The 23598-nt window shown below is 69.3% G+C and carries 22 protein-coding genes; 9 read left to right on the top strand and 13 right to left on the bottom strand.

The genetic code is table 11. The features are described from left to right. Nucleotides 1–513: 513 nt before the first annotated feature. The 3 genes from gshB to rsmI form a co-directional block, all read right to left on the bottom strand. A complete protein-coding gene (gene gshB, locus B0A89_RS07220; protein WP_085377567.1) occupies nt 514–1461 on the bottom strand; it encodes a glutathione synthase in 948 nt (315 codons plus the stop codon). 72 nt (nt 1462–1533) lie between these two features. Further along, nucleotides 1534–1971, bottom strand: coding sequence for a YraN family protein (locus tag B0A89_RS07215; protein WP_338045716.1), 438 nt, complete (start codon nt 1969–1971; stop codon nt 1534–1536). 4 nt (nt 1972–1975) lie between these two features. Continuing rightward, nucleotides 1976–2929 (bottom strand): 16S rRNA (cytidine(1402)-2'-O)-methyltransferase, encoded by a 954-nt coding sequence (gene rsmI, locus B0A89_RS07210; protein WP_085377566.1) that lies wholly within the window; start codon nt 2927–2929, stop codon nt 1976–1978. Between the two features lie 132 nt (nt 2930–3061). Between rsmI and B0A89_RS07205 the strand changes: the two genes are divergently transcribed. From B0A89_RS07205 to murJ, 3 genes are all read left to right on the top strand, one after another. Then, nucleotides 3062–4258 carry a penicillin-binding protein activator gene (locus B0A89_RS07205; protein ID WP_085377565.1) on the top strand — a complete coding sequence of 399 codons (1197 nt, stop codon included), beginning with the start codon at nt 3062–3064 and terminating at the stop codon, nt 4256–4258. A gap of 2 nt (nt 4259–4260) precedes the next feature. Beyond that, nucleotides 4261–7062, top strand: coding sequence for a [protein-PII] uridylyltransferase (locus B0A89_RS07200; RefSeq protein WP_420814373.1), 2802 nt, complete (start codon nt 4261–4263; stop codon nt 7060–7062). A 173-nt stretch (nt 7063–7235) separates the two neighbouring features. After that, the gene (gene murJ / locus B0A89_RS07195) at nt 7236–8768 is read left to right on the top strand and encodes a murein biosynthesis integral membrane protein MurJ (protein ID WP_085377563.1); all 1533 of its coding nucleotides are present in this window, start codon (nt 7236–7238) and stop codon (nt 8766–8768) included. 16 nt (nt 8769–8784) lie between these two features. Here the strand turns inward: murJ and B0A89_RS07190 are convergent, their stop codons facing one another. Then, nucleotides 8785–9495: a rhomboid family intramembrane serine protease gene (locus B0A89_RS07190; RefSeq protein ID WP_085377562.1), complete on the bottom strand. Its 711-nt coding sequence runs from the start codon at nt 9493–9495 to the stop codon at nt 8785–8787. 83 nt (nt 9496–9578) lie between these two features. Between B0A89_RS07190 and trpS the strand changes: the two genes are divergently transcribed. Then, nucleotides 9579–10601: a tryptophan--tRNA ligase gene (trpS, locus tag B0A89_RS07185; protein WP_085377561.1), complete on the top strand. Its 1023-nt coding sequence runs from the start codon at nt 9579–9581 to the stop codon at nt 10599–10601. Between the two features lie 132 nt (nt 10602–10733). Here trpS and B0A89_RS07180 read toward each other — a convergent pair whose 3' ends face one another. Then, the gene (locus tag B0A89_RS07180; protein ID WP_085377560.1) at nt 10734–11813 is read right to left on the bottom strand and encodes a PA0069 family radical SAM protein; all 1080 of its coding nucleotides are present in this window, start codon (nt 11811–11813) and stop codon (nt 10734–10736) included. A 144-nt stretch (nt 11814–11957) separates the two neighbouring features. Between B0A89_RS07180 and B0A89_RS07175 the strand changes: the two genes are divergently transcribed. Further along, nucleotides 11958–12167 (top strand): hypothetical protein, encoded by a 210-nt coding sequence (locus tag B0A89_RS07175; protein WP_085378806.1) that lies wholly within the window; start codon nt 11958–11960, stop codon nt 12165–12167. 4 nt (nt 12168–12171) lie between these two features. On the opposite strand, the gene B0A89_RS07170 is transcribed toward B0A89_RS07175, so the two are convergent. From B0A89_RS07170 to B0A89_RS07155, 4 genes are all read right to left on the bottom strand, one after another. Then, entirely contained in the window at nt 12172–12774 is a 603-nt protein-coding gene (locus B0A89_RS07170) for an HNH endonuclease (protein ID WP_085377559.1), read from the bottom strand. A 168-nt stretch (nt 12775–12942) separates the two neighbouring features. Beyond that, complete coding sequence (locus B0A89_RS07165; RefSeq protein WP_085377558.1) at nt 12943–13593, bottom strand: alpha/beta hydrolase; 651 nt, start codon at nt 13591–13593, stop codon at nt 12943–12945. Beyond that, on the bottom strand, nt 13590–14213 hold the full coding sequence (locus tag B0A89_RS07160; RefSeq protein WP_085377557.1) for a DNA-3-methyladenine glycosylase family protein: 624 nt from the start codon (nt 14211–14213) through the stop codon (nt 13590–13592). Before B0A89_RS07160 ends, B0A89_RS07165 begins: the two co-directional genes overlap by 4 nt. Beyond that, nucleotides 14210–14857, bottom strand: coding sequence for a GntR family transcriptional regulator (locus tag B0A89_RS07155; RefSeq protein WP_085377556.1), 648 nt, complete (start codon nt 14855–14857; stop codon nt 14210–14212). The genes B0A89_RS07160 and B0A89_RS07155 overlap by 4 nt, the downstream gene beginning before the upstream one ends. A gap of 458 nt (nt 14858–15315) precedes the next feature. Here B0A89_RS07155 and B0A89_RS07150 point away from each other — a divergent pair, with 458 nt between their 5' ends. Genes B0A89_RS07150 through B0A89_RS07140 form a run of 3 tightly spaced genes read left to right on the top strand, consistent with a single transcriptional unit; the run spans nt 15316 to nt 17471 of the window. Further along, nucleotides 15316–15987 carry a pyrimidine 5'-nucleotidase gene (locus tag B0A89_RS07150; RefSeq protein ID WP_085378805.1) on the top strand — a complete coding sequence of 224 codons (672 nt, stop codon included), beginning with the start codon at nt 15316–15318 and terminating at the stop codon, nt 15985–15987. A gap of 39 nt (nt 15988–16026) precedes the next feature. Further along, nucleotides 16027–16260, top strand: a complete 234-nt coding sequence (locus B0A89_RS07145) for a hypothetical protein (RefSeq protein ID WP_085377555.1) — start codon at nt 16027–16029, stop codon at nt 16258–16260. Next, the gene (locus B0A89_RS07140) at nt 16260–17471 is read left to right on the top strand and encodes a UbiH/UbiF family hydroxylase (RefSeq protein WP_085377554.1); all 1212 of its coding nucleotides are present in this window, start codon (nt 16260–16262) and stop codon (nt 17469–17471) included. Before B0A89_RS07145 ends, B0A89_RS07140 begins: the two co-directional genes overlap by 1 nt. A 53-nt stretch (nt 17472–17524) precedes the next feature. Here the strand turns inward: B0A89_RS07140 and B0A89_RS07135 are convergent, their stop codons facing one another. Both B0A89_RS07135 and B0A89_RS07130 read right to left on the bottom strand, forming a co-directional pair. Beyond that, complete coding sequence (locus B0A89_RS07135; RefSeq protein ID WP_085377553.1) at nt 17525–17983, bottom strand: Lrp/AsnC family transcriptional regulator; 459 nt, start codon at nt 17981–17983, stop codon at nt 17525–17527. Further along, nucleotides 17980–18435, bottom strand: a complete 456-nt coding sequence (locus B0A89_RS07130) for an Lrp/AsnC family transcriptional regulator (protein WP_085377552.1) — start codon at nt 18433–18435, stop codon at nt 17980–17982. Before B0A89_RS07130 ends, B0A89_RS07135 begins: the two co-directional genes overlap by 4 nt. Before the next feature lie 122 nt (nt 18436–18557). On the opposite strand from B0A89_RS07130, the gene ilvC reads away from it, so the two are divergent. After that, nucleotides 18558–19580: a ketol-acid reductoisomerase gene (ilvC, locus tag B0A89_RS07125; RefSeq protein ID WP_085377551.1), complete on the top strand. Its 1023-nt coding sequence runs from the start codon at nt 18558–18560 to the stop codon at nt 19578–19580. A gap of 96 nt (nt 19581–19676) precedes the next feature. Here ilvC and B0A89_RS07120 read toward each other — a convergent pair whose 3' ends face one another. Beyond that, entirely contained in the window at nt 19677–19925 is a 249-nt protein-coding gene (locus B0A89_RS07120) for a DUF333 domain-containing protein (RefSeq protein WP_085377550.1), read from the bottom strand. 79 nt (nt 19926–20004) lie between these two features. Further along, entirely contained in the window at nt 20005–23475 is a 3471-nt protein-coding gene (gene dnaE / locus B0A89_RS07115; RefSeq protein WP_085377549.1) for a DNA polymerase III subunit alpha, read from the bottom strand. Nucleotides 23476–23598 lie beyond the last annotated feature (123 nt).

Below are 23598 nucleotides of genomic sequence, written 5' to 3'. Positions count from 1 at the left end.
CCGCTGGTCCCTTTTTGCAGGAACGCTAGGGCGCGAAGGTTGAAAAAGGGTTAACGGCCTTCGCAGGAACCGGCCGCGCAGCCCGACGCAAAGGCTGCTGGGGAACCGGGAACGGGGCGCGGCCCCTGCCCCGCCCGGGATGAACCGGGCAAGGGGCGATCCCCACGGGCGCTCGGCCAGCATCGCGGCGAGCAGGCGGTCTCGCTGCGGCAGGATCGCCTTGGGCGAACAGCTCGCTCCGGCATGGGCGCGCGGCCAGTGGCGCGGCCCGTGGCCAGCGACAAGGCAACGGATCGCCACCTCGGTAGCAGGGGATCATCAGGCGCAACAAGCAGGCCCGCCTCGCCACCCCCGATCAGCGGGCAGGCGCCGTCACCGCGCGCTGCGATCACCGGCAGCCCTGCCGTGCCGGCCTTGGCGATGACATGGGGCCTCCCTTCGCCGCGCGGCGCCTGCGGCACAGGCAGCGGCGCCGGGCCGCCGCGGGCCGGGGGCAATGCCCCTGCGCGCCCTTCAGCCGGCCTGCCGGCGCCGCTCGATCGCCTGCCAGATCAGGGCCGCGGCGTTCACCCCGTCGAAACGCTCCAGCTCCTGGATGCCGGTGGGCGAGGTCACGTTGATTTCGGTCAGCCAGCCGTCGATCACGTCGATGCCGACGAAGATCAGCCCCTTGTCGCGCAGCACGGGTCCGATGCGCCGGCAGATCTCCCGCTCCCGCTCGGTCAGGGCGACCCGTTCGGGGCGGCCGCCCACATGCATGTTGGACCGCGCCTCGCCCTCGGCGGGAACGCGGTTGATGGCGCCCACCGGCTCGCCGTCCACCAGGATGACGCGCTTGTCGCCCCTGACCACGGCAGGCAGGTATTTCTGCACGATCACGGGTTCGCGGTTGATGCCCCCGAACAGTTCCAGCAGCGCCGAAAGATTGGCGTCCCCCGTCTGCAGGTGGAACACCCCCGCCCCGCCATTGCCGTAAAGCGGCTTGAGGATGATGTCGCCGTGGCGGGCACGGAAGGCGCGGACCGCCTGGATGTCGCGGGCGATCATCGTCGGCGGCGTCAGCTCGGGAAAATCCAGCACCATCAGCTTTTCGGGCGAATTCCTGACCCAGAACGGATCGTTCACCACCAGCGTGCGCGGATGGATGCGGTCCAGCAGGTGGGTCGAGGTGACATAGGCCATGTCGAAGGGCGGGTCCTGGCGCAGCCAGACGACATCGAAATCCGACAGGTCCGCCATGCGCCAGTCGCCAAAGGCAACATGGTTGCCCTGTTCGCGCCGCAGGGTCACGTCGCGGCCATGGGCCAGCAGCCGGCCTTCGTCAAAGACCAGCCGGTCGGGCGTGTACTGGAACAGGCTGTGCCCCCGCACCTGCGCCTCCAGCCCGATGCGGAAGGTGGAATCGGCGTCGATCGAGACATGCTCGACCGGGTCCATCTGCAGGGCGACCTTCAGGCCCATGGCCACACCTTCCCCCAGGCTGTTTGCGTCGGCCGCTTGTCGCGCGCCGCCGGGCGCAATGCAACCCGCAGGTCAGTCCGCGCCAAAGGCGTTTTCAACGATGCCAAGCGCCCCCTGCGCGTCGACCAGCGCCGCATCGAAGCGGATATCCGTCATTGCCCCGTCCGGCAGGCGGCAGACGTAAAGCAGGGCCGCGGCGCAGATCCTGTCCATCTGCCGGCGCGACAGGCGGCTGGCGGCCATGTCATGCGTCGGGGCCTTCTTGACCTCGACAAAGACGATCTGCGCGCCGTCGCGGACGATCAGGTCCACCTCTCCGGCAGGGCTGCGCCAGCAGCGTTCAAGGATGGCGCAGCCGCGCGCCTCGTAATGGGCGGCGACGCGGGCCTCGGCCGAATGGCCGCTGACATGGGCGGCAAGGCCGCGGACGGCCCGCATCTCCTTGCGCGCGCCCGCGGGGCCGCGGGCGGGCGGGCGCGAAAGGCCGGCGCGGGGGCTGGGGGCCTGCATCGCTTCATCCCTCCTGCATGGCGAGGGCCATGCGATAGACATCCTTGCGCGGCCGCCCCGTCTGGGCCGCGACCGCCGCGGCGGCATCGCGCACTGTCATCGTGGCCAGCCGTTCCCGCAGGGCATCGCGCACCGCCCCGTCATCGGCCGCGCCCCTGGCCGGTGGGCCGAGGATAACCACCACCTCGCCGCGCAGCCCCTCGTCGGGGATGGCCTGAGACAGCGCGCAGGCCGTGCCGCGCATCACTTCCTCGAACCGCTTGGTCAGTTCCCGGCACACCGACACGGCGCGGTCCGCATCGATCTGGCATAATTCATTCAACAAAGCCTTAACGCGCCTGGGGCTTTCGAACAGGACGGCGGTCGCCTCCACGGCGCAGACATCCTCGAGCCAGCGGCGGCGGGCACCGGCCTGCGCGGGGGCGAAGCCGGCGAACAGGAACCGGTCGGTCGGCTGGCCCGCCACCGTCAGCGCCGCCAGCAGCGCCGATGCCCCCGGCACCGCATGGACCGCCCCGCCCGCCGCCGCGACATCGCGCGCGAGGGTAAAGCCCGGATCGGCCACCAGCGGCGTTCCGGCGTCCGAGCAATAGGCGACGGCCCCGCCCTGCGCGATCGCGGCAAGGATGGCGGGGGCGGCACGCTCGGCATTGTGGTCATGATGGGACAGGATGCGCCGCCCGCGCAGGGGGATGCCATGGATCGCCAGAAGATGGCGCAGCGTCCGCGTATCCTCGGCCGCCAGCAGGTCGGCCGCGTTCAGCACGTCAAGCGCGCGCAGCGTGATGTCCCGCGCCGTCCCGATCGGGGTCGCCACCAGGTAAAGGCCAGGGTCCAGCCGCGGGGCCTCGACCGCGGCCGCGATCCTGCCCGGCAGCGGGCGGGCATCCCCCTGCCCCTCGGCGGCGGCGCCGTTCCGGTCACTGCCCCGCGCCCGGTCCCCGTCAGCCTGTCTCATCCCGCGCCTTCCGCCCCGTGCAAGATCCGCCGCGGCAATCAATGCACGCAAGGCCCCGTCAGGTTGCCACAGGGCGGGCAACAAGGCTACCCTCGGTCAATCCTGCCCCCCAGCATAAGGGAATCAAACCGCATGACCGCCATCCTGTCCGGTCGTCCGACCGATCTGTTCGGCCGCTCGCTGAGGCGTGTTGCCGCGCTGGCTTCGGCGCTGGTGCTTTCCGCCTGCGCCGGCGATCAGCTCGCATCCGGCCCGCAGACCGGGCCGATGATCGACCCCGCGCAGCCCGTTCAGGTGGCGCTGCTGGTGCCGGGCGGCTCGGGCGACGCCAATTACGACTATATGGCGCGTTCGATGGCGAACGGCGCGCGGATGGCGGTCGCCGACGCGCAGGGGGCCAGGATCGACCTGCGCGTCTATGATTCGGGCGATGACGCGGCCCAGGCCGTCGCGGTGGCCAACAAGGCGGTGGCCGAGGGCGCCAAGGTCATCGTCGGCCCGCTGCACGCCGAATCCGCCAATGCGGTCGGCAATGCGGTCAAGGGGCGGGTCAACGTGCTGGCCTTTTCCAACAACGCCGACATCGCCGGCGGCAACCTGTTCGTGCTGGGCAACACCTTCGCCAACACTGCCGACCGGCTGGTGTCCTATGGCGTCGGCAAGGGGCTGCGGCGTTATCTGATCGTCCATGAAAAGGACGTGGCCGGCCAGCTGGGCGAGGCCGCCATCGAAAGCGCCATCGCCCGCAACCGGGCCACGATGGTCGGCAAGACAGCCCATGGCGACAGGCGGGCCGACATGGATGCCATCGCCCCCACCATCGCCGCGGCCGCCGCGGCCAACAAGGCGCAGGCCCTGTTCCTGACCGGCAACCACCAGGACACCCTGCCCGAGATCACCGCCGCCCTGGCCCGTGCCGGCGTCACCGGCCAGTCGCTGCAGATGATGGGCCTGACGCGCTGGGATCTGCCGGCAAGCCGGACGGGCCTGCCGCAGCTGCAGAACGGCTGGTTCGCCGTCCCCGACCTGGCCCGCATGGCCGAGTTCAACGCCCGCTACAAGGCGGCCTTCGGCGAGACGCCGCATGATTTTGCCACGCTCGCCTATGACGGCGTCTCGGCGATTGCGGCCAATGTGCGGGCCGGCCGCAAGAATGCGGTGACGACCGCCGGGCTGACCCAGGGCGCCGGCTATGCCGGGGTGCAGGGCGCGTTCCGCCTGCGCCAGGACGGCACCAACCAGCGCCAGCTGTCCATCGCGACGCTGCAGGGCGGCAAGCTGGTCGTGATCGACCCCGCGCGCCGCAGCTTCGGCGGCCTCGGCTTCTGACCTTGGCCGAGCCTGACCCCGCAGCGGCTAGGGGCGGCCCTGCGCCGCCCCCCGTCCAAAGCGCCCCGGCCCTGCCCGGGGCGCATCCGCTCTTTGACGCGGCCGGCACGCAGGCATCCCTTGATGCCTTGCTGGAGGGAGCGACCGATGCGCGCGAGATGCGCGCCCGCACCGTAGCCTGGCTGGCCACGGCCCGCGCCGGGGCGATGGCGGACATCGTGGCCGGCCTTGCCGCCCATCCGCGCAAGGGGCGCGAGACGGTCCGCGCCATTGCCGAACTGACCGACGCCACGGTGCGCGCCGTCCACCACGTCGCCACCACCCACCTGCATCCCAACCTTGCCCCCACCGAGGCCGAGCGGCTGGCGGTGCTGGCCGTCGGCGGCTATGGCCGCGGCGAGATGGCGCCCCAGTCCGATGTGGACCTGCTGTTCCTGCATCCCTGGAAGGCCTCGGGCTGGATCGAGAGCGTCGTGGAATCGATGCTCTACATGCTGTGGGATCTCAAGCTGAAGGTCGGGCAGGCGACCCGGTCCACGGATGAATGCCTGCGCCTTGCAGAAGGCGACATCACCATCCGCACCAGCCTGCTGGAACATCGCCTGGTCTGCGGCGATGCGGTGATCGCGCAGGGGCTGCGCGCGCGGCTGTGGCCCGAGCTTTTCGCCCGCACCGTCCCCCAGTTCATCGAAGCCAAGCTTGCCGAACGCGAGGCCCGCCACCTCCGCCAGGGCGGCCAGCGCTATGTGCTTGAACCCAACATCAAGGAGGGCAAGGGGGGCCTGCGCGATCTGCAGACGCTCTACTGGATCGCCAAGTACATCCACCAGGTGGACCGCGCGATCGAGCTGGTGGATCTTGGCCTGTTCACGCGGGGCGAACACACGACCTTCTGGGCGGCCGAGGATTTCCTGTGGGCGGTGCGCTGCCACCTGCACCTGATCGCGGGGCGCCCGGTGGACAAGCTCAGCTTCGATCTTCAGCCTGCGGTGGCCGAGCGGATGGGCTATCACGATGCGGGCGGGCGGCGGGCGGTCGAGATCTTCATGCAGGATTATTTCCGCTGCGCCACGCGGGTGGGCGAGCTGACGCGGGTATTCCTGACCGCGCTGGAACAGCGCCACCTGTATCGCGTGCCCCTGATCGAGCGGTTCCGCCGCAAGCGGGTGCGCCCCGGATTTCGGATCGACACCGGGCGGCTGACCGTCACCGACCCCGAGCATTTCTTTGCCCGGCCGCTGAACATCCTGCGCCTGTTCGAGGAGGCGCTGCGCACCCGCGTCCTGCTGCATCCCGATGCCATGCGCCGCGTCGCCCGCAACCTGCGCCGCTTTGACGAGGGCGTGCGGTCCGACCCCGAGGCGGCGCGCATCTTCCTTGATCTGCTGCTGCGCCATGGCAACCCCGAACGCAGCCTGCGCCGGATGAACGAGCTGGGCGTGCTGGGCGCCTACATCCCCGAATTCGAACGCATCGTCGCCATGATGCAGTTCAACGTCTATCACCATTTCACCGTGGACGAGCACCTGATCCAGTGCGTGGCGGAACTGGCGCGGATCGAACGGGGCGAGGTGGCGCCGGACCTGCCTGTCGTCAGCCAGATCATGCAGGGCGGCATCGATCGCACCGTGATCTATCTGGCGGTTCTGCTGCACGACATCGGCAAGGGCCGGCCCGAGGATCATTCGATCATCGGCGCGCAGCTTGCCCGGCGCATCTGCCAGCGCCTCGGCCTGCCCGCCGAGCGGATCGAGCTGATCGAATGGCTGGTGCGCAACCACCTGCTGATGTCGGACGTGGCGCAAAAGCGCGACATCGCCGATCCCCGGACGGTCCGCGATTTTGCCAAGGCGGTCAAGACGCGCAGGCGGCTTGACCTGCTGCTGGTGCTGACGGTCTGCGACATCCGCGGCGTGGGGCCGAACACCTGGAACAACTGGAAGGCCGAGCTGCTGCGCACCCTGCACCGGGTCACGGCCGATGCGCTGGAAAACGGGCTCGAGGATGTCAACCGCGACCAGCGCGTGGACGATGCGCGGCGCAGCCTGCGGCACCTGCTGACCGCGCAGGGCTGGCCCCCGGCCGATATCCGGGCCGAGACGGGCCGGCACTATGACAGCTATTGGCAGGGCTTGCCGACCGGAACCCAGCAGCTGTTCGCGCGGCTGCTGCGCGGCATCTCGCCGGCCGAGGTGCGCATGGACCTCGAGCCCGATCCGGGGCGCGATGCGACGCGCGCCGCCTTTGCCATCGCCGATCATCCGGGGCTGTTCTCGCGCCTGGCAGGCGCGCTGGCGCTGGTGGGGGCCAATGTGGTGGATGCGCGGACCTATACGACGCGGGACGGCTATGCGACGGCGGTATTCTGGGTCCAGGACGAGGGGGGGCGCCCCTATGCCGCCGAACGCCTGCCCCAGCTGCGCCGGATGATCGAACGGACGCTGCGGGGCGAGGTGGTGGCGCGCGACGCGCTGGCCGGGCGCGACAAGGTCAGCCGGCGCGAGCGGGCCTTCCGCTTTCCCACCCATGTCACCTTCGACAACGAAGGATCGGAGATCCACACGATCATCCAGGTGGACACCCGCGACCGTCCGGGGCTGCTCTATGACCTGGCCCGGACGCTGGCGGCCAACCACATCCAGATCGTCAGCGCGGTGATCGCGACCTTCGGCGCGCAGGTCGTGGACAGTTTCTATGTCAAGGACATGTTCGGCCTGAAGCTGCACCAGCAATCGCGCCGCGACGCGCTGGAGAAGAAGCTGCGCCAGGCGATCCGCGAAGGGGCCGAGCGCGCCGGCAGCTGATCGGGCACGCGGCGCAAGGGGGGGCTTTGCCCCCCGGTCGCTGACGCGCCCTCCCCCCAGGATATTTGCGTGCAGAAGAACGCCCATGGCGGCCGGGACATGCCGCCGGGGCTTGCGGGCCTTGGGGCGGCAGGTCTAGGCGGGGGGCCGGAAACCCGGCCGAAAGGATCAGGATGCGCGGCGGATTGGTGCGAGGCTTTGTCTCGGTCGGATTGTGGACATTCCTGTCGCGGCTGTCGGGCTTCGTGCGCGACATCCTGATGGCCGCCTGGCTGGGCACCGGCCCCATGGCCGAGGCCTTCCTGGTCGCGCTGTCGCTGCCCAACATGTTCCGGCGCTTCTTTGCCGAGGGTGCCTTCAACACCGCCTTCGTGCCGATGTTTTCCAAGAAGCTGGAGGGCCGGGACGATCCGCAGGGCTTTGCGCAGGACGCTTTTTCGGGGCTGGCCTGGGTCGTCGCGCTGTTTTCGGCGGTGGCGATGGTGGCCATGCCGGCGCTGGTGTGGCTGATGGCGGCCGGGTTTGCCGGGGACGACCGCTTCGGCCTGGCGGTGGAATACGGGCGCATCACCTTTCCCTATATCCTGCTGATCTCGCTGGCCTCGATGGTGTCGGGGGTGCTGAATGCCAATGGCCGCTTCACGGCGGCGGCGGCGGCGCCGGTGCTGCTCAACCTGCTGTTCATCCTCGGGATGCTGGCGGGCCGGGCGCTCGGCTGGGATCTGGGGCTGACGCTGGCCTGGGCGACGCCGGTCACGGGCATCGCCCAGCTGGGGCTGGTCTGGTGGGACGCGGCGCGCAGCGGATGGCGCTTTGTCCCGCGCCGGCCGCGGATGACGCCGGACATGCGCCGCCTGCTGGCCATCGCGGTGCCGGCGATCTTTGCCGGCGGGGTCGTCCAGGTGAACCTGCTGGTCGGGCGGCAGGTGGGATCCTTCTTCGACGGGGCGATCGGGTGGCTGTCCTATTCCGACCGGCTGTATCAGTTGCCGCTGGGTGTGGTGGGGGCGGCGGTGGCCGTGGTGCTGCTGCCCGAACTGTCGCGCCGCCTGCGGGCGGGGGACGAGGCGGGCGGGCAGTCCGCCTATTCCCGCGCGACCGAGTTCGGGATGTTCCTGACCCTGCCGGCGGCCTTTGCCATCGCGATCATCGCCGTGCCGATGGTGGCGACGCTGTTCCAGCGTGGCCAGTTCGACGCCCATGACACCCAGCAGACCGCGCGGGCGCTGATCGTCTATGCGCTGGGCCTGCCCGCCTTTGTCATGCAGAAGATCCTGCAACCGCTGTATTTCGCGCGCGAGGATACGCGCACGCCGTTCCGCTATGCGCTGATCTCGATGGTGGTGAACGCGGCCGTTGCCTTCGGCCTGATGGGCGCGGCGGGCTTTCTGGCGGCGGCGCTGGGCACCACGGCGGCGGCATGGGTCATGGTGGCCCAGCTGTGGCGGGGCACGCGCGGGATGGGACAGGCCGCTCGCGCCGATGCAAGGCTGCTGCGCACCGTGCCGCGCATGATCCTCAGCGCCGCGGGCATGGCGGCGGGGCTGTGGTTCCTGCGCCGCTGGCTTGCCGCAGATGGCGAAGGGGATGCCGCCGGCCTTGCCGTTCTGGTCATCGCGGGCGCCGCGCTTTATTTCGCGCTGAGCTTTGCGACAGGCGCGGTCAGCACACAGGCGCTGCGCAGCGCCGTGCGCCGCGGACGCTAAGGGGGCGCAGCGCCCTTCAGCGGTGGCGGATCGTGCGGCGCAGGCGCGACAGCCCCCCCGGCGCCAGCACGAAGGACAGCAGGAACCCGATCGCAAAGCCGGTGACCTCGCCGATCCAGTTCTTGCCCGAACTGCCGAACAGGATGCCGAACACAAGCTGGAAGGCCAGCATGATCCCGATCAGGGAAAAGGCCCTCAGCTGGTTGGCATGTTCCTGCCCCAGCCGCGTCCACAGCAGGAAGGTGAAGGCGCCCAGCAGGCCATAGACCGCCGGATAGCCCCCCACCAGCGCATCAAAGCGCAGCCCCGGCAGCAGCGCCGCGACCAGCGCATAGACGATGCCGGCCCCCACCGCCGAGGCGATGAACAGCACGGCGACCGCAAGGGGACGCATCGCCCGCGCCACCATGTTTCCCAACGCCAGCAGGAACACGGTCACGAAGACCGCATGGGTCAGGGAATAATGCACGAAGGGATAGGCCAGCAGGCGCCACAGCTCTGCCCCCTCGATGCTGCGCCGGCCCCAGGCGCGGATCAGGAATTCGGGCGCAAAGGCGGTGCGTTCGACCATGATCTGGCGCGCGACCGATCCCGCCCCCGTGCCCCCCGCCAGAAAGCCGAGCCGTCCCAGACCGAAATAAACCTCGGATGCGATGATGGGCAGGGCCAGCAGCCAGACCACGGCGGGAACCGGGTTCACGGGGCTTTCGTCATATCCGGGGCGCATGGTTCATCCTTTGCTGGGGCGGTTGCGCCCGTTCGGCCCTAGCGGTAATCCGGCCGGGACCATTTTTCCAGCAGGCTTGACCCATGGCGCCCGACCGAACCCCCCGCATCTTTTCCGGCATCCAGCCGTCCGGGGGGCTGACGCTGGGCAACTACCTGGGCGCGCTCAAGCGGTTCGCGGACGGACAGGGCAAGGTCGAGACGGTCTTCTGCCTTGTGGACCTGCACGCCATTACCGTCTGGCAGGATCCCGCGGCCCTGCGGCGTCAGACGCGCGAACTGGCGGCGGGCTTCATCGCGTCCGGCGTCGATCCCGCGCAGTCGATCCTGTTCGCGCAGAGCCACGTTCCCGCCCATGCCGAGCTGGGCTGGATGCTGTCATGCGTGGCGCGCATGGGCTGGATGAACCGCATGACCCAGTGGAAGGACAAGGCCGGCAAGAACGCCGAGGCGCAGTCGCTGGGCCTGTTCGCCTATCCGGCGCTGATGGCCGCCGATATCCTGGCCTATCACGCCACCCATGTCCCGGTGGGCGAGGACCAGAAGCAGCATGTCGAGCTGACCCGTGACATCGCGGCCAAGTTCAACCACGACTATGGCGTTGATTTCTTCCCCATCCCCGAGCCGGTGATCGAGGGCGCCGCAACGCGCGTGATGTCGCTGCGCGACGGGACGAAGAAGATGTCCAAGTCCGACCCCTCGGACGCCAGCCGCATCAACCTGACCGACGACGCCGACACCATCGCGCAGAAGATCCGCAAGGCCCGCACCGATGCCGACCCCCTGCCCGCAACGATGGACGGGCTGAAGGACCGCCCCGAGGCGCGCAACCTGGTCAACATCTTCGCCGCCCTGTCGGGCGAGCCGCAGGACGCGGTGCTGGCCCGGTTCGAGGGTCAGGGCTTTGGCGCCTTCAAACCCGCGCTGGCCGAACTGGCGGTCGAGATGCTCGCCCCGATCACCCGCCGCATGGCCGAACTGACCGCCGCCCCGGACGAGATCGACCGCATCCTGCAGGACGGCGCCCATCGCGCCAATGCCATTGCCGAGCCGATCATCGCCGAGGCGCGCGAGATCATGGGCATGATCCCCGCGGCGCGGCGGTAAGGGGGGCGCTGCCCCCCGCGCGTCCCGCGCTCCCCCCGGGATATTTGGGGCCGCCCGAGGGACATTCGGGCGGCCCTAAATATCCCACGGGGGTCCGGGGGTGTGAAACCCCCGGTCCGGCCGCGCCGCGGGTCAGAACAGCGTCAGCTGGTCGCCCCGCCGCGGCGGCGGGGCAAAGCGCGAGCAGTCCAGCGGCGGGCTGTCGCTGTCATAACCGAGGCGCCTGCGGGCAAGGCGGAAGCGCTGGTGAAGAAGATCGGCCTCGATCCCCTCGCCCCTCATGCGGGTGCCAAAGCGCGGATCGTTGTCGCGCCCGCCCCGCATCGCCTGGATACGGTGCATGACATGGGCGGCCTTGCCGGGGTGGTGGCGGTCCAGCCAGTCGCGGAATAGCGGCGCAACCTCATGGGGCAGGCGCAGGGGGATCATGCTGGCTGTCGCGGCCCCGGCCTCGCGCGCGGCGGCAAGCAGCGATTCGATCTCGTGGTCGGTCAGGCCGGGGATGATCGGGGCGCATAACACGCGCACGCGGACCCCGGCCGCCGCCAGTGCCCCGATCATCGCCAGCCGCGTCGCCGGGGCCGGGGCACGGGGCTCCATCCGGCGCGCCAGCGCCGCATCCAGCGTGGTCAGCGATACCCCCACGAATACCTGTCCGCGTGCGGCCATCGCGCCGATCAGGTCAAGATCGCGCAGGACGGTGCGCCCGCGCGTCACGATGCTGACCGGATGGTTCCAGTCGGCCAGCACCTGCAGGCAGCCCCGCATGATGCCCAGCCGCGATTCGGCCGGCTGATAGGGGTCGGTGTTGGTGCCGAAGGCGATCGGGGCAACGGCATAGCCGGGGCGGGCGATCTCCTCGGCCAGGCGCGCGGGCGCCTCGGGCCTGGCGATGATGCGGGTTTCGAAATCCAGCCCCGGCGACAGGCCCAGATAGGAATGGCTGGGCCGGGCAAAGCAATAGATGCAGCCATGTTCGCACCCCCGATAAGGGTTCACCGATCGGTCGAAGGGCACATCGGGCGAGCGGTTGCGGGTGATGATGCTGCGCGGCGATTCGATCGCGATTTCGGTGCGGACGGGCCGTTCCTCGGGCGGGCTGTCCCACCCGTCATCCTCGGGCACGGCCTGATAGGGCTCGAACCGGCCGGCCGGGCGGTGGACCGCGCCGCGGCCCTTGGGCGATTCGTGGCGATTGCGCGGGGGCAGCATAGCGGCACATTGGAACAATATAAGAATATCGGCAAGCCGCCCGCTTTAACGCAGGGCTGCGGCGGGGAACTTGCTGCCGCCGGACGGCGCAAGGGTTTTCATCCGCAGCCCATGCGCCCATATTTCTCCGATACGGAGGATGCGATGCCCCTGCCCCATTTTCTCATGCTGGTCGCCGTGGTGATTCTGGCTGCCGGAACGTCGCTGCTGCTGGCGCTGGCCGCCGGGGTTCCGCCGGGCGTCCTGGCGTTGGGGCTTGGTTCCGCGGCCTTGCTGGCCCATCTGCTGACGCGTCAGGGCGGGGGTCCGGGCCGGGGCCTCGGCCCCGGTTCGCATCGCACGCCCGGGGCCTGAGGGTTCAGCTTTCCAGCTCGGCGTCCCAATAGAGATAGTCGATCCAGCTGACATGCAGGTGATTGGGCGGAAAGCGCCGTCCGATGGCGTGCATGTCCTCGGCCGTCGGCCGGGCGGGCGTGCGGCGCAGCCGCATCCCCGAGGCGCGCAGGCTCTTGTTGGCCTTGCGCAGGTTGCAGGGCGAACAGGCGGCGACCACGTTTTCCCAGCTGGTCACACCCCCGCGCGAGCGGGGCACCACATGATCAAAGGTCAGATCGCCCCGTGAGCCGCAATACTGGCAGCAGAACTCGTCCCGCAGAAAAAGATTGAAGCGCGTGAATGCCACGCGCTTCCTGGGTTTCACATAATCCTTCAGCACCACGACCGAGGGGATGCGTATCGCCTCGCGCTGGCTTCGCACGACCTCGTCGTATTCGGCCAGGATCGTGACGCGGTCCAGAAAGACGGCCTTGATCGCCTCCTGCCAGGGCCACAGCGACAGCGGGTAATAGCTGAGCGGGCGGTAATCGGCGTTCAGCACCAGCGCCGGGTTGCGGCGCAGTGCGGCCGGGTCGCGCACGAAGTGGCTGCGAAAATCCGCCTCGCCCTGTCGCTCGTCCAGCATCCTTGCCCCCTTCCCGTGCATGCGGCACCGGCGTCAGCAGCATCCTTGCGGCCTACCTTATCCAGCGCAAGTGCTGCCGCAAGCCGTCCTGCCCCGCGGCAGCAACGAGGGAATGACATGTTCGTGACGATTTTCCGACAAGCGCCGGCAAGCCGGCCGGCGTTGCGCCTATCCCAGCACGCGCTGCACGAATGCCAGCGCGGCGGCGACGCCATCGGGCGCAATGCCGTGGCCGGTGCCGCGCATGGTATGGTCCGCGACATCGAACCCGGCGCCCTGCAACGCAGTCCGGGCCAGCGCCATGTCGGCATAGGGGACAACCGGATCATGGTCGCCATGGATCAGCAGGATCGGCGGACGGGCACGCACCTCGTCCAGCAGGTCGGCCCCCAGCAGCCGCCCCGAGATGCCCACAACCCCTGCCACCGGCCTGGGCCGCCGCGGCAGGACATGCAGCGCCATCATCGTGCCCTGGGAAAAGCCGATCACGACCATCCGGTCCGGGGCCAGCCCCTCGGCCGCCAGAACCCCGTCCAGATAGGCGTCCAGATCCGCCGCCGACCGCATCAGCGAGGCGCGCGCCTGTTCCTCGGTCGAGCCGTCCATCCAGGGGATGGGAAACCACTGGTATCCCATCGGATTGTTGGCGCAGCGTTCAGGCGCATTGGGCGCGTGGAACGCGGTATCGGGCAAATGGCGGGCCAAGGGCTCGGCCAGACCCAGCAGGTCAGGGCCGTCGGCGCCATAGCCGTGCAGGAACACCACGGCAGAACCCGCCTTTAGCGGCCCCCGCCGTCCCGATTGCAGCGTCCGTGTCATGCGATCCCCTCGCGTCCCTTGGCGATGCGGTAATAGGCCCACAGCCCGCGCGCCGCAACCGAACGCCATGGCTGCCATGGCCGGGCCATGTCGGCCAGCGCCCGCCCGCGCGGGCGTTCGGGCAGGCCGTAAAGCATCCGCACCGCCTCTTGCAGGGCCAGATCGTCGGGACAGAAGGCATCCGCGCGCCCCAGAGCGAACATCAGATAGATTTCGGCCGTCCAGCGGCCGATGCCCGGCAGCGCCGTCAGCACGGCGATGGCCTGTTCATCGGGCATCAAGGCCAGCGCATCGAAATCGAGATCGGCCGTGGCGATCCCGCGCAGATAGCGGATCTTCTGCGCCGACAGCCCGCAGGCGCGCAGCGCCTCGTCGCTGGCGGACAAGATCGCAGGTGCCCCGTCCAGCCCGGCCGCCGCCAGCTTGCGGCCGATCGCCGCGGCCGAGGCCACCGAAAGCTGCTGCGAGACGACCGCATCGCGGAGCGCCCCGAATCCGCCGGGTTGCCGGCGCAGCGGCAGGGGGCCGATCTGCGGCAGCATCTTTGCCCAGATCGGGCAGGCCGCGGCCAGATGAGCGGCGCCCTCGGCCAGATCGGCCGCTGTTTCGATCACCCTCATTGCCGTTCCTGTTCGATGGTATCCGCCCAGGCGCGCGCGGATTCGCGCAGCCGCGTTTCAAAGGCGGTCGAGATATGTTCGCGCAGCGCCGCTTCGGCGGCCGCGGCATCACCGGCCGCGATGGCATCGACGATGCGCTGGTGTTCGGCCAGCGTCTTTTCCCCCCTACCCGCGGCGGCCAGCGAGGTGCGCGCCATCAGGGCCATGGTCCGGTGCACGATGTCGAGCTGCTGCACCAGATAGCGGTTGTGCGAGGCAAGATGGATCTGGTGGTGAAAGCGCCGGTTGGCGCGGCTGAGCGCCTGCGGATCGTCGATCACCGCCCGGTCCTCCTCGACCATCCGGCCCAGAACGCGCGTTTCCTCGCGCGTGGCATGGCGCGCCGCAAGACGGGCGGCCAGCGCCTCAAGCTCGGTGCGGACGGTGTAAAGCTCGGCCAGCTGGTTGTGGTCGAGCGTCGCCACCACCAGCGAACGCCCGTCGCGCGCCAGCATCGACTGGGTTTCCAGCCGCTGCAGCGCCTCGCGCACGGGGGTGCGGCTGACGCCGAAGCGTTCGGCCAGTTCGGATTCGACCAGCCGGTCGCCGGGGCAATAAGTGCCGTTGTCGATGGCCGACAGGATCAGGGAATAGGCATCTTTCATGGCCTGCTAGGATCGCGGCGCGCGGCGCGAAAGGCAAGGCGGCCCGGCCCGTGCCCCTTGGGGGATATCCTTTCGCGCCGGACTGCCGCGGACCGCAGGGGGGATGAAGCGGGACGGGCAGTCTTGATCTGCCCGGCCGATCTGCTTTGATGGGCGGCGATGCAGCGACAGGCGATCCCGACATACGGCCCTGAAACGCCCCCGCAGGCGCGCGCAGGGGCATCAGGCACCGCCGCGGCAGGCGGCATGGCCGGGCGCCAGGCCGCGGCCTTGCCGGGCGGGCACGGACCTGCCCACGGCCCCAAAGGCGGCCGGCCTTGAAGGCGCAGCCCCCGGCCCGCCCGCCGCGCACGCGCGGCAGCGATGCCCCGCACCCCCCGCAGGCAGCTGCGCCTGCCCCGCTGGCGCCCGGCAGGGCAACCGCCACCGCGGCCGCGCTGGCCCGCGACTTCGCGGGCGTGACCTGCTGGATCTTCGATCTGGACAACACCCTCTATCCGCCCGAAACGGCACTGTTCCCGCAGATCGAGGCGCGGATGACCGCCTTTGTCGCCCGCCTGACCGGCGCCTCCGCGGACGAGGCGAGCCGCCTGCGCGCGCAGTACTGGCGCGAGCATGGCACCACGCTGGCCGGGCTGATGGCCCGCCACGCGGTCGATCCGCGCGCCTTTCTGGACGATGTCCATGACATCGATCTTTCGCCGCTCAGGCCCGATCCCGTCCTCGCGGGCGCCATCGCCGCGCTGCCGGGGCGGCGGATCATCCACACCAATGCCGACGCGGCCTATGCGGGCCGGGTGCTGGCGGGCCGCCGGCTGGCCGTCTTCGATGCGATCTGCGGGATCGAGGAAACCGGCTTTCACCCCAAGCCGGACCCGCGATCCTTTGCCGCAGTCCTTGCGGCCCATGGCATCAACCCGTCCCGCGCCGCCATGTTCGAGGACGACCCGCGCAACCTCGAAGTGCCGTTTTCGCTGGGAATGCGGACGATTCTGGTGGGTCCGGGGCGGCATGGGCCTGATGCCCTGCCCGCCGGCCAGCCCCCCGGCCCCCATGTGCGCTGGCACATCCAGGACCTGCCCGGCTTCGTGGCCGCGCTTGCCGCAGCGCTGCAAACCGTGGCAGACTGACGCCGCCATCCGGTCAGGCGGCACAAGCACGAGGCCATCATGTCGAACTCCTCCTCCGCCCAGGCGGTGAACCATGCCCTCAGCCCCGATGAGGCGCTGCAGACGCGGCGCGAGCGGGTGCTGGCCGGCCGCATCCTGCTGGCCGTGCTGGTGGTGGCGGTCCTTGCCGTGCTGCTGGTCGTCCAGTTCGGGCTGGTCGCGCTGAACGTCCTCGCGCTGGCCTCGACCGCGCTCGTCTTTTTGGTGCTGATCGCCTACGCGGCAGGGTTCTGATGAGCCCGCCGGTCCGGGCCGGCGGCCCGGTCCCTGTAGACGTTCTGGTGTCGGGGGGCGGCATCGCCGGGCTGATCGCCGCGGCGGCCTTCGGCCAGGCGGGGCTGTCGGTCCTGTGCGTCGATCCCGCGCCCCCTGTCACGCAGGAAGCCGCGGCGGGCGCCGACCTCAGGACAACGGCCTTTCTGCAGCCATCGGTGGCGCTGCTGCGCCGGATCGGGCTGTGGGATCGGCTGGCCCCCTTTGCGACACCCTTGCAGGTCATGCGGATCGTCGATGCCGGAGGGGCGCAGCCGGTGCCGCGCCTGGTGCGCGAATTCGCCGCCGCCGAGATTTCGACCGAGCCATTCGGGTACAACCTGCCCAACTGGCTGCTGCGGCGTGAGCTGGCGGCGCGTCTGGCCGAACTGCCGGGCATGCGCTTTGCGCCCGGCACCGGCACGGCGGCGCTGATGGCGCGGGCCGATTCGGCGCTGGTGGATCTGACCGATGGCAGCCAAGTGCGGGCAAGGCTGGTCGTGGCGGCGGACGGGCGCGATTCGCCGGTGCGCCGGGCGCTGGGGATCGGGGTGCGCACGATCCGCTATGGGCAAAGGGCGCTGGCCTTTGCGGTGACCCATGACATCGCGCACCAGAATGTCTCGACCGAGATCCACCGCTCGGGCGGGCCGTTCACGCTGGTTCCCCTGCCCGGCCGCGAGGGACGCCATTCCTCGGCGGTGGTGTGGATGGAGCGGGGCCCCGAGATCGCCCGGCTGCGCGCCCTGCCGCCCGCCGCCTTCGAGGCGGAGCTGAACGCCCGCTCGGCCGGGGTGCTGGGGCATCTGCGGCAGGCGACCGCGCTGACCGAATGGCCGATCATCAGCCAGATCGCCGACCGTTTTGCCGGCCCGCGCACCGCCCTGATCGCCGAGGCCGCCCATGTCGCCCCGCCCATCGGCGCGCAGGGCCTGAACATGAGCCTTGCCGATCTGTCCGTCCTGCTGGACCTGATGACAGCCGATCCGGGCAATGCCGCGGCGCTGGACGCCTATGCCCGCGCCCGCCGGCCAGAGGCGCTGGCGCGGCTGGCAGGCATAGACGCGCTGAACCGCGCCTCGATGCTGAGGGCGCGGCCGCTGCGCGACCTGCGCGCGGCGGCGCTGGGGGCGATGCATGCGCTGGCCCCGGTGCGGCGGACGATGATGCGGGCCGGGCTGGGGCTGCGCTGAACCCAGGGGCCAGGCGGGTTTCCCGGCCGCACGGCACGATGGCCGCACCCCGCCTAGCCCAGGGGGCCGGGGCGGCGTTCCTCGGACAGGACGACATTCGCCTCGACCTGCCCCACGCCGGGCAGGGTCATGACGCGGCGGCGCAGGATGCGTTCGAAATCGGGGATGTCGCGGGCGATCACCCGCAGACGGTAATCGAACCGGCCCAGCACATGCTGGACCGTCTGCACCTCGGGGATCGCCGTGACCGCCCGTTCGAAGGTTTCCAGATCGGGCCGGCCGCGCACCGCAAGGCGGATGCCCAGAAAGACGGTCACGGCAAAGCCGACCGCCGCGTGATCCAGCACCACGCGCCGACCGGCGATCACGCCCGCCCCGGCCAGGCGGCGGATGCGGCGCCAGGCGGCCGGCTGGGTCAGGCCGACCGCGCGCCCGATCTCGGCCGCGCTGAGCGTTCCGTCCCCCGCCAGCAGCCGCAGGATCGCCAGATCGGTATCGTCCGGCTCGATCACAGCGCCAGTTCCCCGGTGTCCTTGATCGTGGACACCAGCATCAGCGGCTCGATGTCCGTCACATGCGGCAGCGGCAGGATGCGGTCGCGGTAGATGCGCTGCCAGTCGCCCATGTCGCGGGCGATCACCGACAGGCGCACATCGACCGAACCCAGAAAGCTCTGCAATTCGATCACCTCTGGCACCTGCCGGGCGGCTGCTGTGAAGGCGTCGAAGGCGCGCGGTTCGGTCTTGTCGAGGGTGAAGCGCAGGCTGACCTCGACCGCATAGCCCAGAGCGCGCCAGTCGATCCGCGCCTCGACCCCGCGCAGGATGCCGCGCGCGCGCAGCCGGTCAAGCCGCCGCCACAGCGTCGCCGGGGCGACATTGGCGCGCCGGGCCAGTTCGGCACTGTCCGCGACCGGGTCGGCAAGAAGCTGACGCAGGATGCGGCGGTCGGTATCGTCGAGCATGATCTTTCCGAAAATGCAGCCGAGTCTTTATGGATGTCGCTGCTTTCTGTCGAAGCGGCTGAATATTGCAACTATTTCCCCCACGATCTGCACTAGCCTGCCGGGAGCAGAAGGAGAAGATCATGCGCGTTTATTACGACCGCGACTGCGACGTGAACCTCATCAAGGACAAGAGGATCGCCATCCTGGGCTATGGCAGCCAGGGCCATGCCCATGCCCTGAACCTGCGCGATTCGGGGGCGCGGAATGTCGTCGTCGCCCTGCGCGAGGGATCGGCCAGCAAGGCCAAGGCCGAAGGCGAGGGCCTGCAGGTGATGGAGATCGCCGAGGCCGCGAAATGGGCCGACCTCATCATGTTCACCATGCCCGACGAGCTGCAGGCGGAGACGTACAAGAAGTACGTCCATGACAACCTGCGCGAGGGCGCAGCGATCGCCTTTGCCCATGGACTGAACATCCATTTCGGCCTGATCGAGCCTAAAAAGGGCGTTGACGTCATCATGATGGCGCCCAAGGGTCCCGGCCACACCGTGCGCGGCGAATATGTCAAGGGCGGCGGCGTGCCCTGCCTTGTCGCGGTCGCCAATGACGCGACAGGCAAGGCGCTGGACATCGCGCTGTCCTACTGTTCCGCCATCGGCGGCGGCCGGTCGGGCATCATCGAGACCAACTTCAAGGAGGAATGCGAGACCGACCTGTTCGGCGAGCAGGCCGTCCTGTGCGGGGGGCTGGTCGAGCTGATCCGCATGGGCTTCGAGACGCTGGTCGAGGCGGGCTATGAGCCCGAGATGGCGTATTTCGAATGCCTGCACGAGGTGAAGCTGATCGTGGACCTGATCTACGAAGGCGGCATCGCGAACATGAACTATTCGATCTCGAACACCGCCGAATACGGCGAGTATGTCTCGGGTCCGCGCATCCTGCCCTATGACGAGACCAAGGCGCGGATGAAGGCGGTGCTGCGCGACATCCAGTCGGGCAAGTTCGTGCGCGACTTCATGCAGGAAAACGCCGTCGGCCAGCCCAGCTTCAAGGCGACGCGCCGCAACAACGACGCCCACCAGATCGAGGAAGTGGGCGCCAGACTGCGCGAGATGATGCCCTGGATTTCCAAGGGCAAGATGGTGGACCGCGCCCGAAACTGAACCGCCGGACCGGGGGCTTCGCGCCCCCGGACCCCCGCGGGATATTTCCTGACCGAAGATGAGAGGGGCGCAGCCTTGCGGCGGCGCCCCTCTCATTCACAGATCGTTATGGCTGTTGAGCAGATCGGCGGCGCTGACGGTGCGCCCGTCCGCCATCCGGCACAGGTCGGCCCGGCGCCCCCCCGACGTGCGCGCAATGACGGTGCCGCCGGTCCCCTGGCAATAGAGCGCCGCCGGGTCCACGACCGCCGCCGAAGGCGCCGCCCGAACGGTCGTGGTGGTGGTCCCGCCGCCGCAGGCGGACAGCATCCCCAGGGCAACGGCGGCAGCGATTTTCGGGCGCATCGGCAGGTTTCCTTGACTTGCGGGCAGGTCGGCATGTTGCGCCCAGTCTGGACGGCGCGCGGCGGTCCTGCAAGCCGCCCTATTCCTCGGTCACGTCGATCACGCCCTCGACCGCGCGCAGCGCCTGGCGCATCCGCGGCGTCACCGGCACGTCATCGCCCACCTGAACGTCATAGACGATGTGCCCTTCGCGCACGCGCAGCAGCAGGGGACCGCGCCCCTTGGCCGACACCGCCATCTCGGCCGTGGCGGCGCGCAGGCGGTCCAGCACGGCCAGGGCGGTGCCGGGATCGCCCACCTCGACCGCCAGCCTGCCCGACCCCGCATCGGCGACCGCCTCCTCAAGCGCCTGCACCCCGCGCGCCAGCATCTTCACCTGGTCGCCCGAAGGTTCGGCATTGACCGTCAGCAGCACGTTCATGCCCGGTTCCAGCAGGCTGCGATGGGCGTCGAGCGTGTCGGAAAACACTGTCGCCTCGTAAAGCCCGGTCGGGTCGGACAGGGTGACAAAGGCATAGCGCGTCCCCTTGGCCGATTTCTTTTCCGCCCGCGCCGCGACGGTGCCGGCGATCTGGGCGACCAGCGGGCCATCAAGGCTGGCGGCCTGCACCTCGGCCAGGGTCATGGCGCCCTTGCGCCGCAGGGCGGGCACATAGTCGTCCAGCGGATGCCCGGACAGGTAAAAGCCGATGGCGCTGCGTTCCTCGGCCAGCTTTTCGGCCGGCATCCAGACGGGGGCCAGCGCCGGGCGAGGGGGCGGCAGATCCTCACCCCCGCCGAACAGGGTGGTCTGCGAGGATACTGCCTGTTCCTGCACGGCCGCGGACCAGGCGACCAGCGCATCGAGCGATTTCAGCACCCGCGCCCGGTTGGGCTCCAGCTCGTCAAAGGCGCCCGCGCGGGCCAGCATTTCCAAGGCGCGCTTGCCGATCTGCTTCATCGGCACGCGGCGGGCGAAATCGGTCAGATCGGCAAAGGGCCGGTCGCCCCGTGCCGCGACCAGCTGGCGCATCGCCTCGATGCCCACGTTCTTGAGCGCGCCCAGCGCATAGACGATCCGCCCCTCGCTGACCGAAAAGGTCGGCTGCGAGAGGTTGACCGAGGGGGGGACCACCTCGATCCCCATGCGGTCCACCTCGCGCCGATACACCGCCAGCTTATCGGTCAGGTGGATGTCGCAGTTCATGACGGCGGCCATGAATTCGACCGGGTGGTTCGCCTTCAGCCAGGCGGTCTGATAGCTGACCACCGCATAGGCGGCCGCGTGGCTTTTGTTGAACCCGTAATTGGCGAATTTTTCCAGCAGGTCAAAAACCTCGCCGGCCTTCTTCTCGTCCACGCCCTGCGCCTTGGACCCTGCGACGAATTTTGGCCGTTCCTTGGCCATCTCCTCGGCGATCTTCTTGCCCATGGCGCGGCGCAAGAGGTCCGCCCCGCCAAGGCTGTAGCCCGCCATGACCTGCGCGATCTGCATCACCTGTTCCTGATAGACGATGATGCCCTGGGTTTCGGCAAGGATATGGTCGATCGAGGGGTGGATGGACTCCAACGGTCGGACGCCGTTCTTGACGTCGCAATAGGTGGGGATGTTCTCCATCGGGCCGGGACGATAAAGGGCGACCAGCGCCACGATATCCTCGATGCAGGTGGGGCGCATGCGGCGCAGCGCGTCCATCATCCCCGAGGATTCAACCTGGAACACCGCCACCGTGCGGGCCGAGGCGAAGAGGCGATAGGTCGCCTCGTCATCCAGCGGGATCAGGTTGATGTCGTCCACCGCGCCGGGCGGCGGGTCATACAGCTGGCGGCCGTCCGCGGCGATGTGCAGGTGCCGCCCGCCCGCGCGGATCAGATCGACGGCGTTCTGGATGACGGTCAGGGTTTTCAGCCCGAGGAAGTCGAACTTGACCAACCCGGCCTGTTCCACCCATTTCATGTTGAACTGCGTGGCCGGCATGTCGGATGCGGGGTCGCGATATAGCGGCACCAGCTGGTCCAGCGGCCGGTCGCCGATCACCACGCCGGCGGCATGGGTCGATGCGTTGCGCAGCAGCCCTTCGACCTGCGCGGCATAATCAAGCATCCGCTTGACGTTCTCCTCGGCGGCCGCAGCCTCGCGCAGGCGCGGCTCGTCGGCCAGCGCCTTGGTGATGCTGACCGGCTTGACGCCCTCGACCGGGATCATCTTGGACAGGCGGTCGCGCTGGGGAAAGCCCATGCCCAAAACGCGGCCCACGTCATGCACGGCGGCCTTGGACAAGAGCGCGCCGAATGTGATGATCTGGCCGACCTTCTCGCGCCCGTATTTCTGGCAGACGTAGTCGATGACCTCCTCGCGGCGGTCCATGCAGAAGTCGATGTCGAAATCGGGCATCGACACGCGTTCGGGGTTGAGGAACCGTTCGAACAGCAGCGAATAGCGCAGCGGGTCGAGGTCGGTGATCGTCAGCGCATAGGCGACAAGGCTGCCCGCCCCCGATCCGCGCCCAGGCCCGACCGGGATGGCGTTCTGCTTGGCCCATTTGATGAAATCGGCCACGATCAGGAAATAGCCGGGAAAGCCCATCTGCTCGATGATGCCAAGCTCGAAATCCAGGCGGGCCTGGTATTCCTCGACGCTGACGGCATGGGGGATGACGGCCAGCCGCGCGGCCAGCCCCTCGCGCGCCTGGCGGCGCAGCTCCTCGACCTCGTCCTCGGCGAAACGGGGCAGGATGGGCTTGTGCTTGGCCACCGCAAAGGCGCAGCGGCGCGCGATCTCGACGGTGTTTTCCAGCGCCTCGGGTAGATCGGCGAACAGCACGGCCATATCCTCGGCCGACTTGAAGTCATGGTTCGCGGTCAGCCGCCGGCGGGGCGCGGACTGATCCACCATCGCCCGTTCGCGGATGCAGATCAGCGCGTCATGGGCGCCGAACATGTCGGGCTGTGGAAAATACACGTCATTGGTCGCCACCAGCGGCAGGCTGAGCGCATAGGCAAGATCGATCATCCCACCCTCGGACGCGGCCTCGGCGGGCATCATCTGGCCATTGTCCTGCAGATGACGCTGCAGCTCGACATACAGCCGGTCGCCGAACATCGCCGACAGATCGCGCAGATGCGATTCGGCATCCGCCTGCTTGCCAGCCGCGACCATCTGCCCCAGCGGCCCGCCCGCACCCCCCGTCAGGCAGATCAGCCCGCCAGAACGGGCCGCCAGCTCCGCCATGGTGACATGCGGAAAGTCCCGCGGGGGCGTGACATACAGGCAGGTGGACAGCGCCATCAGGTTCATCCAGCCCGTGCGGTCCTGCGCCAGCAACACGACCGGGCCACAGACCGGGCCGGCGTCCAGCGTCATCTGGCAGCCGATGATGGGCTGGATGCCCTCGTCCATCGCCTTGACCGAAAACTCCAGCGCCGCGAACAGTGCGTTGGTATCGGTCAGCGCGACGGCGGGCATGCCGCGTTTCGCGGCCAGTCCGGCCAGCTTCTTGACCGGGATCGCCCCTTCCAGCAGCGAATGTTCGGAATGGCAGCGCAGGTGAATGAATCGGGGATTGGGCATGGCGTCAGACATAGCCCTGCCGCCCGGCCGCGCCAATGCCGCGCATCAAGGGGGCGCAGGAAAAGGCGCCCTTCCCCTTGCCCCGGCCCCGGCCCTCCCGCTGCCGCGCCCCGGCCCCTTGCG

This window comes from Paracoccus contaminans (genome assembly GCF_002105555.1).
Lineage (GTDB): Bacteria > Pseudomonadota > Alphaproteobacteria > Rhodobacterales > Rhodobacteraceae > Paracoccus > Paracoccus contaminans.
This window is presented reverse-complemented; position numbering and strand designations above follow the sequence as displayed.